The sequence below is a fragment of the Shewanella sp. AS16 genome (assembly GCF_021412365.1).
Taxonomy (GTDB): Bacteria; Pseudomonadota; Gammaproteobacteria; order Enterobacterales; family Shewanellaceae; genus Shewanella; species Shewanella salipaludis.
Window position 1 is genome coordinate 14,596 of record NZ_JAKCLK010000004.1, and the last position, 16,073, is coordinate 30,668.

The 16,073-nt window shown below is 57.9% G+C and carries 12 protein-coding genes; 2 read left to right on the forward strand and 10 right to left on the reverse strand.

Translation table 11 applies throughout. The features are described from left to right. Positions 1-43 precede the first annotated feature (43 nt). The 7 genes from LZP73_RS12130 to cobA all read right to left on the reverse strand — a co-directional run bounded on the left by LZP73_RS12130 (position 44) and on the right by cobA (position 7,699). Positions 44-469 carry a hypothetical protein gene (locus LZP73_RS12130; RefSeq protein ID WP_234235295.1) on the reverse strand — a complete coding sequence of 142 codons (426 nt, stop codon included), beginning with the start codon at positions 467-469 and terminating at the stop codon, positions 44-46. 147 nt (positions 470-616) lie between these two features. After that, positions 617-1,714, reverse strand: coding sequence for a M35 family metallo-endopeptidase (locus LZP73_RS12135; protein ID WP_234235296.1), 1,098 nt, complete (start codon positions 1,712-1,714; stop codon positions 617-619). Positions 1,715-2,027: 313 nt separating this feature from the next. Beyond that, positions 2,028-2,660, reverse strand: a complete 633-nt coding sequence (gene cysC, locus LZP73_RS12140; RefSeq protein WP_234235297.1) for an adenylyl-sulfate kinase — start codon at positions 2,658-2,660, stop codon at positions 2,028-2,030. Positions 2,661-2,724: 64 nt separating this feature from the next. Then, positions 2,725-4,449: an SLC13 family permease gene (locus LZP73_RS12145; RefSeq protein ID WP_234235298.1), complete on the reverse strand. Its 1,725-nt coding sequence runs from the start codon at positions 4,447-4,449 to the stop codon at positions 2,725-2,727. Positions 4,450-4,452: 3 nt separating this feature from the next. Next, the gene (cysN, locus tag LZP73_RS12150) at positions 4,453-5,895 is read right to left on the reverse strand and encodes a sulfate adenylyltransferase subunit CysN (protein WP_234235299.1); all 1,443 of its coding nucleotides are present in this window, start codon (positions 5,893-5,895) and stop codon (positions 4,453-4,455) included. 40 nt (positions 5,896-5,935) lie between these two features. Continuing rightward, positions 5,936-6,844 carry a sulfate adenylyltransferase subunit CysD gene (gene cysD, locus LZP73_RS12155; protein WP_234235300.1) on the reverse strand — a complete coding sequence of 303 codons (909 nt, stop codon included), beginning with the start codon at positions 6,842-6,844 and terminating at the stop codon, positions 5,936-5,938. 42 nt (positions 6,845-6,886) lie between these two features. Beyond that, positions 6,887-7,699: a uroporphyrinogen-III C-methyltransferase gene (gene cobA / locus LZP73_RS12160; protein WP_234235493.1), complete on the reverse strand. Its 813-nt coding sequence runs from the start codon at positions 7,697-7,699 to the stop codon at positions 6,887-6,889. Between the two features lie 752 nt (positions 7,700-8,451). On the opposite strand from cobA, the gene LZP73_RS12165 reads away from it, so the two are divergent. Both LZP73_RS12165 and LZP73_RS12170 read left to right on the forward strand, forming a co-directional pair. After that, entirely contained in the window at positions 8,452-9,345 is an 894-nt protein-coding gene (locus LZP73_RS12165) for a phospholipase A (protein ID WP_234235301.1), read from the forward strand. A 68-nt stretch (positions 9,346-9,413) separates the two neighbouring features. Then, positions 9,414-11,111 (forward strand): S41 family peptidase, encoded by a 1,698-nt coding sequence (locus LZP73_RS12170; protein WP_234235302.1) that lies wholly within the window; start codon positions 9,414-9,416, stop codon positions 11,109-11,111. Between the two features lie 4 nt (positions 11,112-11,115). On the opposite strand, the gene LZP73_RS12175 is transcribed toward LZP73_RS12170, so the two are convergent. The 3 genes from LZP73_RS12175 to cysI form a co-directional block, all read right to left on the reverse strand. After that, positions 11,116-12,837, reverse strand: coding sequence for a hypothetical protein (locus tag LZP73_RS12175; RefSeq protein WP_234235303.1), 1,722 nt, complete (start codon positions 12,835-12,837; stop codon positions 11,116-11,118). A gap of 671 nt (positions 12,838-13,508) precedes the next feature. Continuing rightward, positions 13,509-14,291: a phosphoadenylyl-sulfate reductase gene (locus LZP73_RS12180; RefSeq protein ID WP_234235304.1), complete on the reverse strand. Its 783-nt coding sequence runs from the start codon at positions 14,289-14,291 to the stop codon at positions 13,509-13,511. Further along, entirely contained in the window at positions 14,284-15,981 is a 1,698-nt protein-coding gene (cysI, locus tag LZP73_RS12185; RefSeq protein ID WP_234235305.1) for an assimilatory sulfite reductase (NADPH) hemoprotein subunit, read from the reverse strand. Before cysI ends, LZP73_RS12180 begins: the two co-directional genes overlap by 8 nt. Between the last annotated feature and the right edge of the window lie 92 nt (positions 15,982-16,073).

A 16,073-nucleotide genomic window follows, 5' to 3' on the forward strand; every position in this document is an offset into this window, starting at 1 on the left:
CCCGGTACGAGTGCCGGGATTGCAGGCCTGGTTGCACGACTGGTTAGCGGTCATCAGGCTCCGGCAGCCTGAGCAGCAGCGGCTCGCACGCCAGGCTCAGTTGCCGGGTCGCCGCATGGCTATCCCCGGTGTAAGAGCTTAAGACAATAGGCTCCAGCTCGACCTTGTAGCTACCCGATTCCAGCCGATAAGCCTGACTCAGATCCAAGTCGGTCACCAGGCTGGCCCCAGGGGGCAGCAGCAGATAATCCTCCGCGACCGGCGCGCCGCGCTTGGCCAATGCCCCAAGATAGCGCAGCGCCCTGCCCTCCCTGCTGATATGCATAAACTCACTGAACCAGGCGTCGAAGGGGGTATGCCAGCTCAATAGCCGCCAGGTATCCTGCCCGCCATTGCTCAGCCTGAACTGCACCTCGGTCGTGTCCCGCACTTGTGTCAGCCGACACTCTATGGCCTGGTTCGTTACCATCTCAGCCGCTCCTACCTGGTCTATGCTCGCCAACAGCAGAGCTAAGCTCGCAGACATTATGGCATTCATGCCGTGCTCCCCTGGATACAGACATAAAAAAAGGGCGGATAGACTCCGCCCTCTGACAAGGTCATTCCCCTTTAAAGCTTAGTTTTGATTCGGGGTATTTTCGGCAAAATATTCATGACTGTCGGCATTCTGAATCGCCTGAGACGGATCGCTGATTGCCAGCGACTTGGCGCCACTCTGGCCATAGACGATATCATCCGTGCCTGCTACCACATCGAAATGGCTGGTCTCATGGATGATGGTACCGCCCTTGGAGTCTGTGCCCGTGGTAGGTGCGCTCCAGAAGGCATTACACATGTAGATCTTGTAAGGCTGGTTCGGGTAGACGTAGGCGTAGTAGCTCTTGCTGCAACCACAATCGAAGGTCAGCGGCTGAGTATTCAAGGTGCTGTCGATATTGACGAAGTTGCTGGTCACTGCATCCCAGCGACCGGCATCATAGTTGCCGAACCAGGTATTATAGCGCACGGATTGGCTGCGATTGGCCGTGCTTGTGCCTTGCAGATACCCCTTGGCATTGGCCGCCATCGCCTTGGCCGCATCCAGGCCGGCTAAGATGGCCGTCTGTTCCGAGTTGCTGCAGCGACCCGTGAAGCTGACGCCGTCTACCGTGGTGCCGCCATCGCCCGTGCCCGGCTTGCCCTTGTTGGCAGCGCCGCCCTTGAATTCACGCCCTTCGAGGTAAAAACTCACGCTGTCTGACTTGATGCCATCTATGCCCAGGCGAGCGAGTTTCTTCGCCTGTCCAGGATTGGGCGCAAACAGTTGCATAGAGCTGACATCATAGCTGATCTCATAATTGGCGCTTTGCGACATGTCATACAGGGAGGAGAGCTCAACCTGATAGGACACGCTCTCACCTGCCTTGAGTTTCACATAGTCATTCTTGGTAGGTGCAGGACGCTTGTAATGGGCCCCCAGGTAATGGCGTGGCTCGCCGTCGGCTGTGACTTTAAACAGGGCTTCTTCGACGCCATCGGCGGCGGTATACCACTTGAGGAGCTTGACCGGAACATGCTCCTCGTTGGTCAGGGTGACAGTGACTATCACATCGTCACTGGCCTGATAATCTTGTTGACTCATGCTCAAGCTGGCATGAATGCCGTCGGCGAGTGCGCTGGTACTGAACAGCGCGGCGGCTATGGCTAAGGCGTGTAGCTTGTTCTGCTTACTCATTCAATTGTCCTCGGGTGTTATTATTATCATCCATAAGATGTTGCAAATATGTTGAAACTTGGTTGCATTCTAGTTTCGATGACGAGTGTAATCCGAACTTAAACCCCAAAGCAACGCCAACGAGTGAATTATTTCCCCCGGCCACTGAAATCAGGCGAAAAACACCAACAAGAATACAGAATGCAATACTATTAACAACTTAGGCTGGAGATGAGCCAGGCGGATGAGCCAATTCAGGGCGGTGAATGAGGCAGGATTCAAGGAAGGGAGCGGGGAACGTTGCCTGGGGGCCCCAAGAGCCCCCCGGCGGCTATCAGGCCAATGCCGTTAACTTGTCGGCCGTCTCTGTCTTGGTACCTATGACCTGAATGGCGGTTAAGTAGTCCAGCAAGGCCTGCACCTGAGTCGCCAGATCGCCTTTGCTTGTATCTATGGTCAGCTCGGCCGCCAATGGCGCCTCGTAGGGGGCGGAGATCCCTGTGAAGTCCTTGATTTCGCCGCTCCTGGCCTTGAGATACAAGCCCTTGGGATCGCGCGCCTCACACACCTGGATAGGAGTCGACACATGCACTTCGATAAACTGTCCCTGGGGGAACTTGGCCCGGATGCCGTCGCGTTCCTCGCGGGTCGGCGAGATGAAGGCGGACAGGACCACCAGACCGGCATCAACCATCAGCTTGGCCACCTCGCCCACCCGGCGCAGATTCTCGTCGCGATCCTCGGCGCTAAAGCCCAGATCCTGACATAAACCATGACGCACATTGTCGCCATCGAGCAGATAGGTATGAAAACCCGCTGCGAATAAGGCGTGTTCCAATGCCCCAGCCAGGGTGGATTTTCCCGCCCCCGACAGACCGGTAAACCAGAGCAATACCGGATTCTGGCCTTTTTGCCCGGCTCTGGCGGCTTGATCTATGGCATGTTGGTGCCAAACGATATCAGTCATAACTACTCCTCAACACCTGCAGCCAAACGGCAGCGGATCCCATAATTTCCAAACAGACCAATCCCTAAAACGGAAACAGAATTGGTACCAAAAACAGCACTACCGCCGAGTAGAGCAAAGATAACGGCAGCCCCAAGCGCATAAAATCACTGAACTGATAATTGCCGGCGTTATACACCATAAGATTAGTCTGATAACCATAGGGTGAGATGAAACTGGCACTGGCCCCGAAGATCACCGCCAAAATGAAGGGCCGGGTATCGACCCCGTAATGCAAGGCAACGGCATAGGCCACGGGGAAGGCCAGGGCCGCCGCGGCATTATTGGTGATAAGCTCGGTCAGCAGCAGTGTGAGCAAATAGACCCCCACGAATGCCCCCATGACACCATAAACATCGAACACCCCGAGTAACGTATCGGCCAGATTCGTGGCCAGGCCCGTATTCAGCATCAGATTGGCCAGGCTCAGGGCCGAGCCCACCACCACCACCAGCTCCAGCGGAAAGCGCCGCTTCAACTCCGCCAGGGTCACTGCCCCTATGGCCAGATAACTGAGCAGCAGCAACACCAGCCCCTTGGTCAGCGGCAGTAGCCCAGTCAGGCTGGCCGCTATGGTCAGGGCGAAACCGCTCAACACCCAGAGGCCCCGCCTGCTGTCCAGGCGCACATTCAGGTCCAAGCCACTGACGGCGGCAAAGTCGGTCACCAGCCTGGGATTGGCCGCGAAGCCATCCCCAGGAGTCAACAACAGGACGTCGCCGGCCTGCAGCACTATGTCACCCAGGCCGCCCTTGAGGGGCTGATGACCCCGGCGGATCGCCATCACAGCCGCATCGAACTGCTCGCGAAAGCGTGACGCCTTGAGGGAAGTGCCCACCAGCATGGACGAAGGTGCCAGCACCGCCTCGACCAGATTCTGGCCGCGCGCCTGTTGCTTGCCGAACCAGTCCAGGCCCTCGAATTGATGCAGGAGCTCCACAGATTCTACCGCGCCACTGAACCTCAGCATGTCGCCCGCCTGCAGCACCAGCTGTGGCGGCACAGGGCAGATGCGTATGCCGCTGCGCTCCAGCTCGACCAAATAGAGTTTCTTCAAGGCCCTCAATCTGTTGTCCTGGACGCTGCGGCCCACCAGGGCAGAATTTGCCGCCACATGGGCCTCGAGCAGATAGGGCAGGCTCTCTTCATCCTGATCTTCCCGCCGGTCGGGGAGCACATTGGCCAGGAGCACCAACAAGGCGATGCCGGATACCACTATCACCACACCTACGGCGGTGAACTCGAAAAAGCCCAAGGGCTCTAGGCCGGCATTCTCGACGAAGGAGTTGACGATAAGATTGGTCGAAGTGCCAATCAGGGTCAGGGTTCCCCCCAGGATGGCGGCATAGGACAAGGGCAACAGCAGCTTAGCCGGCGCATGGGATTGATTGCGCCGCACCACTCCTATCAGGGAGGCCACCACGGCGGTATTGTTGGTAAATGACGACAACAAGGCGGTGGAGAACCCCAGCTTGGCCATGGTCAGGGTCAGGGAACCATTGCCTATGACCTGACTGAGTTTCCCCAGCAGAGAGGTCTTCTCCAGTGCCGTGGTCGCCAGGACCAACAACACCAGAGTCACCAGGCTGGCATTGGTGAAACTTGCCAGCGCGGCTTCCAGCCCCTGCATACCCAAGAGGTAAGTGAGCAGCGACGCCCCGGCGAACAGCGCCGCCGGGGTGGCAACGCCGGCGATCAGGCCGCAGATGAGTCCGCTGAGAATGATGCCGAGTAACCACAGCTCACTCACCAATCAGGCTCCCAGCTTGCTGATATCACGCGCTTGCCAGTGCGGGAAATGCTTACGCACCAAGGCGTTGAACTCCAACTCGAAGGCACTGAAGCCTGCGCTCTCGGCGGCAGGGGCTGCCTCGGCCGCGACCAGCATCACGGCGGCGACCGTGGCATTGCTCAATCTGTCGATCAAGATCATGCCACCCGTATCACGCACCAGGCTGTAGGGGTCAACCACTATGGCCTCGGTCAGTTCCAGCTTGACCCTGGCGATGGCATTGAGTCCCAGGCTGTCGGCCTGGCTGCGCTCCAGGGTATTGACGTCGACCAGGTACTCGATTGAGGTAACGCTGGCCTGGGTCTTCTTGCCCGCCACCTTGAGATCGTACAGTTGCCCCAGCTGCAATGGCTTCTCATCCATCCACACCAGATCGGCACTCAGGTGGCTCGCCACCTGGGGGACATTCTCCGGCTTGGCCAACAGATCGCCACGGGAAATATCTATCTCGTCTTCCAAGGTGAGGGTTATCGCCTGGCCCGCCACGGCTTCGGCCAGGTCACCATCGAAGGTGACTATGCGCTCGACCTTGCTGCGCTTGCCTGAAGGCAAGGCAACCAATTCGTCACCGACAGCGATAGTCCCCGCCGCCAGGGTGCCGGCAAAACCACGGAAATCCAGGTTGGGGCGCGACACATACTGCACAGGGAAACGCACAGGCAAGGCGCTGAGTTCGCGCTGGGTGTCTATGGTTTCCAGCAATTCGAGCAGGGTACCGCCCCGATACCAATCGGCACGGCGGCTGCGCTCGACCACGTTGTCGCCGTTGAGCGCCGACAGCGGCACATAGCGTATGTCCAGTTCACCGAAATCTTTGACGAAATCGGCAAACTCGGCCTCTATCTTGTTGAATACCGACTGGTCGAAATCGAGCAGATCCATCTTGTTGACCGCCACTATGAAGTGACGAATACCCAGCAGGGAAGCGATGAAGGCATGGCGCTTGGTCTGGGTCTGCACCCCGTATCTGGCATCGACCAAGATCACCGCCAGGTCACAGGTAGAGGCACCCGTGGCCATGTTGCGGGTGTACTGCTCGTGGCCTGGGGTGTCGGCTATGATGAACTTGCGCTTATCGCTGGAAAAATAGCGGTAGGCGACATCTATGGTGATCCCCTGCTCGCGCTCGGCCTGCAGGCCATCCACCAGCAACGCCAGATCTATGGCCTCACCCGTGGTGCCCATCTTGGCGCTGTCGCTCTTCAGGCTCGCCAGTTGATCTTCATAGATCTGCGCGCTGTCGTGCAGCAGACGCCCTATGAGGGTGCTCTTGCCGTCATCGACACTGCCGCAGGTCAGGAAACGCAACAGCCCCTTATGCTGTTGCAGCGCCAGGTATTCTTTCACGCCATGCAGCTCGATATCGGCCGCCATGCGGGTGGTTTTATTTACTGCTTGATCCATATTCTTTCTCACTCTATCCGCTCGTCTCAAGAAGGGCTGCTTAGAAGTAGCCCTGACGTTTTTTCTGCTCCATCGACGCACTCTGATCCGAATCGATCAACCGCCCCTGACGCTCACTCGAACGTGTCAGCAGCATCTCTTCGATGATCTTCTCCAGATTATCCGCCTCGGAATGCATGGCGGCGGTCAGCGGATAGCAGCCCAGGGTCCGAAAACGCACCTGGGCCAGTTTGATCTGTTCGCCCTCATTGAGCGGCATGCGCTCGTCATCGGCCAGGATCATCATGCCATCGCGCTCGACCACGGGGCGCTCGGCGGCGAAATACAGGGGCACCAGCTCGATGTTTTCCTGATAGATATATTGCCAGATATCCAGCTCGGTCCAGTTTGACAGCGGGAATACCCTGATGCTCTCGCCCTTGTTGACCGCGCCATTATAGGTGCGCCACAGTTCGGGCCGCTGATTCTTGGGATCCCATCTGTGGTGCTTATCGCGAAAAGAGTAGACTCGTTCCTTGGCGCGGGACTTTTCCTCGTCACGCCGGGCGCCACCGAAGGCGGCGTCGAAACCATATTGCTCCAGCGCCTGCTTCAGGCCCTGGGTCTTCATTATGTCCGTGTGCTTGGCACTGCCATGCTCGAACGGGTTGATCCCCTGTGCCAGTCCCTCGGGATTGATATGGGTCAGCAACTCGAAGCCGAACTTCTTCGCCTGTTGATCACGGAAGGCTATCATCTCTTTGAATTTCCAGCCGGTATCCACGTGCAATAAGGGGAAAGGGATCTTGCCCGGATAGAAGGCCTTGCGCGCCAGATGCAGCATCACAGAAGAGTCTTTGCCTATGGAATACAGCATCACAGGATTGTCAAATTCGGCTGCGACTTCACGAATGATCTGGATACTTTCCGCTTCCAGTTGTTGTAAATGGCTTAATGTTCGCCCTGCCATACTCTTCTCCGATTAGCTAAATTGTGCTGTTAACAGCAGGATTCATGTGTTTGCCTGACTGGCCGCTTGCGTCTTCGCTGTCACCTGGGGCAGGAACCAGTTGAGGCTGCCGGCCAGCGAAACGACTTCACCTATGATCATCAGCGCCGGCATTTGCAGCTCGGGGTCTGCCGCCAGTTGCTCCAACTGCTCCAGGCGGCCGACGAAACAACGCTGCTCCGCCGTGGTCGCCTTGGAGACAATGGCCACAGGCGTCGCGCCATCCCGGCCCGCGTCCATCAACCCCTGACGTATGATGCCGGCGTTGAGTATGCCCATGTAGACCACCAAGGTGTTATGGGGATTGGCATACCCCTGCCAGTCCATGGGGCGGCTCTGCAGCTGGCAATGGCCTGTGATGAACGTCACCCCCTGGGCATGATCTCTGTGGGTGAGTGGAATGCCGGCGTAGGCCGAGGTGCCGCTGGCGGCGGTGATCCCGGGAATGACTTCAAACTCGACGCCGGCAGCGACCAGGGTCTGCAACTCTTCACCGCCACGACCGAAGATGAAGGGATCGCCCCCCTTGAGGCGCACCACCTTGCTGCGGGTATAGGCCTTGGTCACCAACAGCTGGTTGATCTCATCCTGACCCGCACTGTGTTTGCCGGCGCGTTTACCTACGGCAATTTTTTCGGCATCATTGGGGATGAGCGCCAGTATCTCCTGGCTGACCAGGGCATCATAGAGCACGACATCGGCACTCTTGAGCACCCGCCAGGCTTTCATGGTCAAGAGATCCACATCGCCAGGGCCCGCACCCACAAGCCAAACTTTGCCCTTGGCCCCTTGGCCAGGTAAAGACACTAATTCCATCGCCATTCCCCACTCACTTCTACTGAGATGAAATATAGCCCTTCTTATATTCCACAATAAATAGATAATAATTAGTTTTTATAACCATTAGTTATAAATGGCGCATTTTACATCCGGGACTGACAAAGGCGCGATTTCGACTGGCTTGCCATGAGCACATGAAATTGATTATTCATTACATAACAATAGGATAATTAAATCAATGCGGGAATAAAATCTTGACCGGCCGCCCGGACATCTAGCTTCCGGTACTAAGTTATGGCAAAAAATTCTACTTGGTTCAGCGTCTGTGACCACAAACCATGGGCGGACTCCTGCGGTCGCCACGGTTTTCCACCGCGACAGACTGAAACTGTAGAAATGCCGGTCACGATGATAGACTCGAATATCTAGCCATCGGCAGGCTTTCCCGGTACAGGCATAATACCAATCACATTAAATATCTAATCAGTTCAGAGCCGCCCAAGCTTTTCAATTCAAGGCGCATTGATGCAGAAATGGTCATTCCCTTTTAAATCAATGGAACACTGAAGTGGAATGCTTGAGCGGCTCCCGTAGGGCGGGTTTGAAAACACTTTATACTGCGTTGAAGTCTTTCTACAGAGCACCACTATGTCTTCAAGCCTTCGCCTTGCCTAAAGTGCTTTCAATTCCCGCTGAATAACCAGATATTTAGTACGATTGGTATAATCTCTACCGCAACCTCTGCTGCCATAAGCATGGGATCCGTCATCATTATCAGGGATAACTCTATGTCGACACCTCTGCCACTAAAACTCATTTCGTTCTGTCTGGCTTGGCTGCCAATTCTGCCCCTGCATGCCGATGACTCTTTGGTCAACCGCAGGGTCAAAGATGAACTGGCGACTTCGGAGCGTCCCTTCGTGATCACCCCGCACAAGGTCAACTACCTGCTGCCCGTGACCTATAATCCCTCCCCCAATTTCGCCCCCTTCGAAGACATTTCGACCGGCCAAGACTATAGCCTGACGGATTTCGAGGCCAAGTTTCAGATAAGTTTTAAGTTTCCCCTGGTGTATAACCTCTTTGGCGACAATGGGCATCTCTTCTTCGCCTACACCAATCAATCTTACTGGCAAGTCTACAACCAGGACGCCTCTTCGCCCTTCAGGGAAACCAATCATGAGCCCGAAGCCTTTATCCTGTTCAACAACGACTGGCAGTTTGGCGGACTCACCAACTCCTTCTGGGGCTTTGGTGCCGTGCATCAATCCAACGGCCGCTCGGGAAGCCTGTCGCGCAGCTGGAACCGCCTCTATGGCACCATGATCTTCGATGAGGGCCCCTTCGCCCTGGCAGCCAAAGTCTGGTGGCGCATTCCCGAAGAGGAGAAAACCGATCCCAACAAGGCCCGCGGCGACGACAACCCGGACATAGAAGATTACCTGGGGAACTTCGAACTCATAGGCGTCTACGGCCTGGATGAACACAGGTTCTCTCTGACCCTGCGCAATAACCTGCAAAAAGATAATCACGGTGCCATGGAATTCACCTGGAGTTATCCCCTCATAGGCAACCTGAGACTCTACACTCAGTACTTCAATGGCTATGGCGAGAGTTTGATTGACTATAATGTACATACTCAACGTATTGGCATAGGCGTGTCTCTCAATGATATTCTCTAGCCGGTGAGCGGCGGGGATAACAGGACAGCGGCCTCTGTCACCACTCAGGACTCATATCAAGGAGTGATATGCCATACGGATACCGCACCATAGTAGGTGTGTTTTGCCTGTTACTCGGCTGCTGCTTGCTCAGGCTAAGTCTCTTCAGTCTGCCCGCCAGGCCCCCGGCCCAGCGGATAGAAGGTCAAGCCCTGCGCCAGGATCTCTATGTGCTGCTCGAACGGCTAGCCGAACATTCCGCCTTCTTCGCCCTGGAACCCCAGCGCCGCCAGGCGGCACTCAAGCAGGCCGCCCATAGGCTCGCCGAGCGCTATCCCATCAGCATAACCGGCGACCGCTTGGCCGCAGAGCTCACCAAGCTGTTGAGCCCCCTGGGCGATCCAGGCGTCAGTGTCGCCCCCTTCCCTTCCGGCGCAGCGCGTCTGCCCGTCACACTGCGGCCTTACAAGGACCGCTGGCTGGCACTGACCCGGGCCCAACGACCGCTGGACCCGGATTACCCCTTCATCAGCCATATAGATGGTATCCCCCTGAGCAGGTGGCTGCAGGCGAGCCAGGCATATCTGCCAACCCAGATGCAACAACATGCCGGCATGCAAGCCTTCTGGCTGGAGCGACTCGGGCTGCTCAGACAAGACATAGGCCTAAGGCAGAGACCCGAAGTCACCCTGACCCTGAGCAATGATGACCAACAACAGCGGCAATTGACCCTCGCCCTGGCCCAGCCACGGCAAACTCTCGCTCCCGAGCCTGGCTTAACCGAACCAGAGGTAACCGAGACTGGGTTAACCGAACCAGAGGTAACCGAGACTGGGTTAACCGAACCAGGGTTAACCGCGCAGAACTCGGCGCCACCTGAGTTGCAACAATGGGTCTCGGAGCCCAAGCTGCAATCCCCAACGCGACCCAGCCAGCTGGAGACAGACATGGGCGCCGGGCCCGAACTGGCCCGCCAGGCCATGAGGATATCCATCACGGACCTGGATGAGCTGGCCATGGACCCGATACTGCAAGCCACTTTGGCCGCCGGCCTGCAACGGCCACTGCTGCTGCTCGATCTGCGCCATGCCCATGGCACCCACCCTGAACTGCTGCAGCTGCTGACCGGCTACGACGATGTCCCTAAGGCCATGCGGCCCCTGGGGTTCGCCAACTACCGGCGGGCCCCTGGGCTTCGCAACGATTACCTCGGCCCCCTCCACTTCATTCGCCTGGAGGAACCGAGCCGCCAATCCCGGCTGACAGCGGCCACGGACTCGGCAGCCACAACCCAGCCCAGACCCAGGCTCATGCCTATGTCGGGGCAACAGGCATTCAGCCCCTTCTATGTGCGTCCCTATCCGTCTGTATCTTCCCCAAGCGCCGCATTCCCCACCAACAACCGCCTGGCATTGCTCATAGGCCCAGACTGCCGCCAGGAATGCGAATGGATAGCCCACAGCGCCAAGTCCTGGTCCAGGGTCACCCTGATTGGCGAGCGGACCGTCGGCGATCTGGGGCGCAAATATTATTTCACCCTGCCCAATTCCGGCCTGCGGATAGGCGTGAGCGCCTCCCTGGCCTACACCAACGAGGGACAGCTCCTATCCGGAGTGGGGACTCTGCCGGATATCGAGCTTACAGAGGGGGAGGCACTCGAGTGGCGCAGGTTGCAGGAACTCCTCTCACCCCAGCCGGATGACCTGCGCCACAGGCTGGCACTCTTGCAGACTGAGGCACAGGCTTCAGGGGCCGAGCCGCAGTCGTTGCAAACGGCGCAGCACTGAGGCCCTAGTCGCGGGCCCGCGCCTCGCTGTCCACCACCGAGGTCAGGACTATGCCCTTGTCATTCACATCCAGGTGTATCTGCTGACGCATCTTGTAACCTTGCAGCACGGCAAACTCCTCGGGTAAAGGCTCGGCAGCCATCTCGGCCAGGGTCAACAATGGACCGAATAACCTGGGGTAATCTGTCAGTATGCTGAACAAGCCATTGGCAGCGACCGGCACATCGGCCAGGCTATCGGCCAGCACCTTGGCCCTATCCCCGGCGTAGATGACCAAGTGTTGCCCCCTGAGCACCAACATAGGTTTAATGGCGAATGTCGCCGGCAACCTCAAGCGGGTCGAGAGGTCGATCGCCTCGGCGCCATCGACCAGCTGCGTCTCGGCCAATCCGGGCACGAAGATTTTAACCGTATCGAACAAGGCGGCCGGCTTATCGGCCGCCAGGCTCAGCAAGCCGTCGATAGCCGCTATCACAGGCTCGGCCTGCTGTTCATCCAGGCGGTAATCCAGCAATGCCAGACTCACGCCCTTGACCCCCTCGGCCAGGCCAGTGAACATCCCCAGGATGGCAGGATCCCGGGCGCTCAACCCGGCCTGTAAGCGGGCCAGGGGCACACATTGATATGCCGGCGTTCGTAACTCGGACCAAATTGTCTTCACGGCCGGGGGGAACTCATCAACATCTATCCCCAGTCCCATGCCGAAGAGACTGGCCTCGCCCACATAGGCGGGAATGAAGCCCCGCAGTCGCTGCAATGCCGTCAGGATGATCCTATTCCGGCTCTCGATCACCATGGTCGCTTCTATATGACTGTGCTGCTCATTTATGCGCATCTCATTGAGCCCTATGAGGGTACGCGGCCAATGGCTGGCCAGTGCCATCAGCTCTCGCCGACACTCGGACGTCTGCAGCTCGCCCACGCCGGCGAGCGACAGGTCATAGATACGCCGGCCGAGCTGCCTGGCCAAGGGACCGGCATCCCCTGAGGTCAGGGCCTTGGCGAGCGCCACATGATTGATGAAGCTCACACTGTCGCCGCTGAAGCCATGGGTGTCTATGATTTCCTCCAGCATGCCGGAAGACGCCAGCGACTCGGCCGGCCGCTTCAACCCCAGCGCCGTCTCCAACAATTCAGTGTCCCTGGACAGGGGCAATACTGTGATGGTCAGCATGCCCAGGTATTCGGCGAATACCAGGGACAGGGGCTCAGCCCCGGCGCCGTCCGTCAATAGGTAGCTGCGATAGTCGATCCCGACCAACTGGCCTTGGGTATGAGTCACACCCGTGTCGCGCTCGGCCTGATCCAGCAGGGCCCAGAAGGCTTCCGGCCGGGCCAGTTCGAGCTTGATGACGGGTGAAGTGCCCAGGGTATAGACATAGGCCTTAAGGGTATCCGCCAGGCCGAACTTCGCCAGCAGGGCTGCGGGATCCTTGAGCCCCCGCAGGTAAGTATCGAAAATGCTGAGCAGGAAAGCCGCCATGGGCTCGTTCGCCCGGGACTGAAGCTGTCTATGTGTCAGCCCCCCAGGGTAATTGTCCGCCACGGTTTGCAGATACAGCTTGAGGGGAAAGGGGGTCAAGAGGCCAGAAAACACCAGAGTGTCCGCCGGCACCCACTCCAGCACGGCATTGGCCTTAACGAGTTGGGGGGTAGATGCCTGGTGGAACCAATAAGCCATGGCACCGGCCAGGATGAGCGCCGCAGCGAGCAGGAATTTCTTCATCTGAGCCACTCCATTCCAGGGGCAAACTACCGGCAGCAGGGCTCGACGCCCATGGTCCAGCAGCTTGATTCAAGACTGAAAAACACCTAATGACTCTAGCAGTTGCCAGGCTCCCGGGCCAACCTGCATCAAGGAAATGCGGCGAAAATACCTCAGGCCATGAGAAGGGATAACAAGCTAGGGGGAGAGAGAGAATGGTCTGGCTTCAGCATCTCCCCGGACAGTCTTGACCACTGACCGTCCGGGGCTGACTCTCGATTGAACAGGCGCTAACAAGGTCAATCAGACAACATGGCTCTATGAGCCGGGTTCCAGCTCCGGCAGCATGTCGGCATAGGGGCCAGCCAATGGGCCAAGCAAAACCCTATGTGGGTAAAACCTCCCCGCCGCTGTCCGGGCGAAAAGCCGGGAGCAAAACAACCGAGAGTGAAACCCGCATGCTTCCAAGAGGCTAAAACCATCTACGGGAACTTTGGACTATAGAGCATAATCCATCTTTGTGCATAACTCTGTGAGTAAAAATGTACAAAATTTTTTATGAACATTCTTCACTAAGATTCAGCCACTTAACCAAGAACAGTCTAATGGCGGATGATGACACTAAGATGACATTAAGCCCGCGCCTTGGGTCCGGGCCCAAGGCGCGGGCTTGAGCTTAACTAAGATCAAGCTCAAATATCATAGTGCAGGCCGCACTCACGCTTGAGACCGTTGAAGCGGGTCTCCTCTTCCGTCATGCCCAGCTCCAGTGGCTTGCTCGAATGAGTATCGCCGACCGACACATAGCCCTGCTCCCACAGCGGATGATAGGGCAGGCCGTGAGCCGTCAGGTACTGATGCACCTCCCTGTTGCCCCATTCTATGATGGGCAAGAGCTTGTAGCGGCTGCCGTGGATCCCCAGGATAGGCAAGGCCTCGCGGGTACTCGCCTGGCTGCGGCGCAGACCGGCAAACCAGGTGCCCACCTCGAGTTCATTCAGGGCGCGCTGCATTGGCTCGACCTTGTTCAGGCGGTTGTATTGCTCCAGGCCGTCCAGGCCCTGTTCCCACAACTTGCCGAAACGCGCCTCCTGCCAGGCCGCCGTCTGCGGTGCCTGATACACCTTGAGATTCAGTTGCAGCCGCTCGCTCAGCTCATCGATGAACTGGTAGGTCTCGGGAAACAGGTACCCTGTGTCCGTGAGGATCACGGGAATATCCGCCTTGGCCTGGCTCACCAGATGCAGCATCACCGCCGCCTGGATGCCGAAGCTGGAGGATAAGGCATGGTTACCCGGTAGGTATTCCAGCGCCCAGACGACCCTTTGGGCGGTGCTTAAGCCGGCCAGGAAGTCGTTGACTCGCGCCAATTCAAGCGCCTGCTCCGCCTTGGGCGCAGTCAGCAGCGCCTCCAGCTCGGCGCGGGTGACGCAGGATGTCACCTCGGCTTGCGCGCCTGTATTGATATCAGCCATGAAAGTCCTTAGCGGCGTCTATCACCGCCTTCACCACGCCGATGCGCACAGTGAAGTTACCGAAGGTTTCACCCGCGTCGCGCTCGGCGGCATAACGGGCAAACAGGGTGTCGAGTTCGGCGAGGATCTCGGCCTCCTGGATGTTTTCCCTGTGCATCTTGTTCAATCTGGTGCCTTCGAAGCTGGCGCCCAGATACAGGTTATAGCGCCCGGGGGCCTTGCCCACAAGGCCTATTTCGGCGGCGAAGGGACGGGCACAGCCGTTGGGGCAACCCGTCATGCGCACCACTATCGCCTGCTCGCTGATGCCATGCTTGGCCTGCAGCGCGTCTATATGGTCGATAAACTCGGGGAAGTAGCGCTCGGCTTCGGCCATGGCCAGCGGACAGGTCGGCAGCGCCACACAGGCGATGGAATGACCCCGGGTCTGGGTCAATACTTGGCCAAGCAGGCCATGTTTACGCGCCAGGCCTTCTATGCTCACCTTATCGGCTTCGGCCACGCCGGCGATGATCAGGTTCTGGTTCGAGGTCATGCGAAAATCACCCTTGTGGATCCTGGCAATTTCTCTCAGCCCCGTCTGCAACGTCTGTCCCGGCATGTCCTTGATGCGGCCGCTCTCAATGAACAGGGTCAGGTGCCACTTGCTGTCCAGGCCCTGCACCCAGCCATAACGATCGCCGCGATCGCCTATCACTACCTCGCGTTTGGGTTCGAACTTGACCCCGGCACGGGCCTCGACTTCGGCCTTGAAGGCCTCCAGGCCATGGTCGACTATGGTGTATTTCAGGCGTGAGCGCTTGCGGTTGACCCTGTTGCCCCAGTCGCGCTGCACCGTCATCACAGCTTCGGCAAACTTGAGGCCATCCTCCAGCTTGATGAAACCCAGATCATCGGCCAGACGCGGGAAGGTCTCGACTTCGCCATGGGTCGAGCCCATGCCGCCACCTGCGGTTAGGTTGAAGCCCAGCAGCTCGCCGTCTTCGGCCACGGCGATGAAACCGAGATCATTGGTGTAGACGTCGACATCGTTGTCCGGCGGTACCGCTACCGCCATCTTGAACTTGCGCGGCAGGTAGGTCTTGCCATAGACGGGTTCGACCACCTCATCCTGGGTGCTCAGCAGCTTCTCTTCGTCCAGCCAGATCTCGGCATAGGCGCGGGTATGCGGCAACAGGTGATCCGACAACATCTTGGCGAAGGCATAGGCCTGCTCATGCAGCCTGGACTCGACCGGATTGGGGTTACACATGACGTTGCGGTTGACGTCGCCACAGGCGGCGATGGAGTCCAGCGCCTCCCTGTCCAGATCCTGGATTATGGTCTTGAGGTTGCGCTTGGGGATGCCATGATACTGGAAGGTCTGGCGGGTGGTCAGGCGTATGCTGTTGGAGCTGGTCAGGGTAGAGGCTATCTTGTCGACCCCCAGCCACTGCTCAGGGGTGCAGATGCCGCCTGGCACACGGGCGCGCAGCATGAAGCTGTACAAGGGCTCCAGCTTCTGTTCCTTGCGTTCGTTGCGCAGATCCCTGTCATCCTGCTGATAGAAGCCGTGGAACTTGATCAACTGCTGATCGCCATCGCTGAATGACCCTGTGACAGAAGAGTCCAGGCCTTCCTTGATGGTACCGCGCAGATAATCGCTGTCGGTTTTCAAATATTCGTTTACGGCTAACTTTTGCTCACTCATGGCCACTGCCTCTTAAAATTCGGTTCAATTGCCGGCGCGTTCAACCGGCGTCACTGCTGTGCTGTCTCTGCGGACAGGCTTTCAGTACAGGC

What these genes read in the sequence shown, in the direction of transcription:
- LZP73_RS12130 (WP_234235295.1), bottom strand. Translation starts at nt 469, where the DNA reads ATGGTAACGAACCAGGCCATAGAGTGTCGGCTGACACAAGTGCGGGAC.
- LZP73_RS12135 (WP_234235296.1), bottom strand. Translation starts at nt 1,714, where the DNA reads ATGAGTAAGCAGAACAAGCTACACGCCTTAGCCATAGCCGCCGCGCTG.
- cysC (WP_234235297.1), bottom strand. Translation starts at nt 2,660, where the DNA reads ATGACTGATATCGTTTGGCACCAACATGCCATAGATCAAGCCGCCAGA.
- cysN (WP_234235299.1), bottom strand. Translation starts at nt 5,895, where the DNA reads ATGGATCAAGCAGTAAATAAAACCACCCGCATGGCGGCCGATATCGAG.
- cysD (WP_234235300.1), bottom strand. Translation starts at nt 6,844, where the DNA reads ATGGCAGGGCGAACATTAAGCCATTTACAACAACTGGAAGCGGAAAGT.
- cobA (WP_234235493.1), bottom strand. Translation starts at nt 7,699, where the DNA reads ATGGAATTAGTGTCTTTACCTGGCCAAGGGGCCAAGGGCAAAGTTTGG.
- LZP73_RS12165 (WP_234235301.1), top strand. Translation starts at nt 8,452, where the DNA reads ATGTCGACACCTCTGCCACTAAAACTCATTTCGTTCTGTCTGGCTTGG.
- LZP73_RS12170 (WP_234235302.1), top strand. Translation starts at nt 9,414, where the DNA reads ATGCCATACGGATACCGCACCATAGTAGGTGTGTTTTGCCTGTTACTC.
- LZP73_RS12175 (WP_234235303.1), bottom strand. Translation starts at nt 12,837, where the DNA reads ATGAAGAAATTCCTGCTCGCTGCGGCGCTCATCCTGGCCGGTGCCATG.
- LZP73_RS12180 (WP_234235304.1), bottom strand. Translation starts at nt 14,291, where the DNA reads ATGGCTGATATCAATACAGGCGCGCAAGCCGAGGTGACATCCTGCGTC.
- cysI (WP_234235305.1), bottom strand. Translation starts at nt 15,981, where the DNA reads ATGAGTGAGCAAAAGTTAGCCGTAAACGAATATTTGAAAACCGACAGC.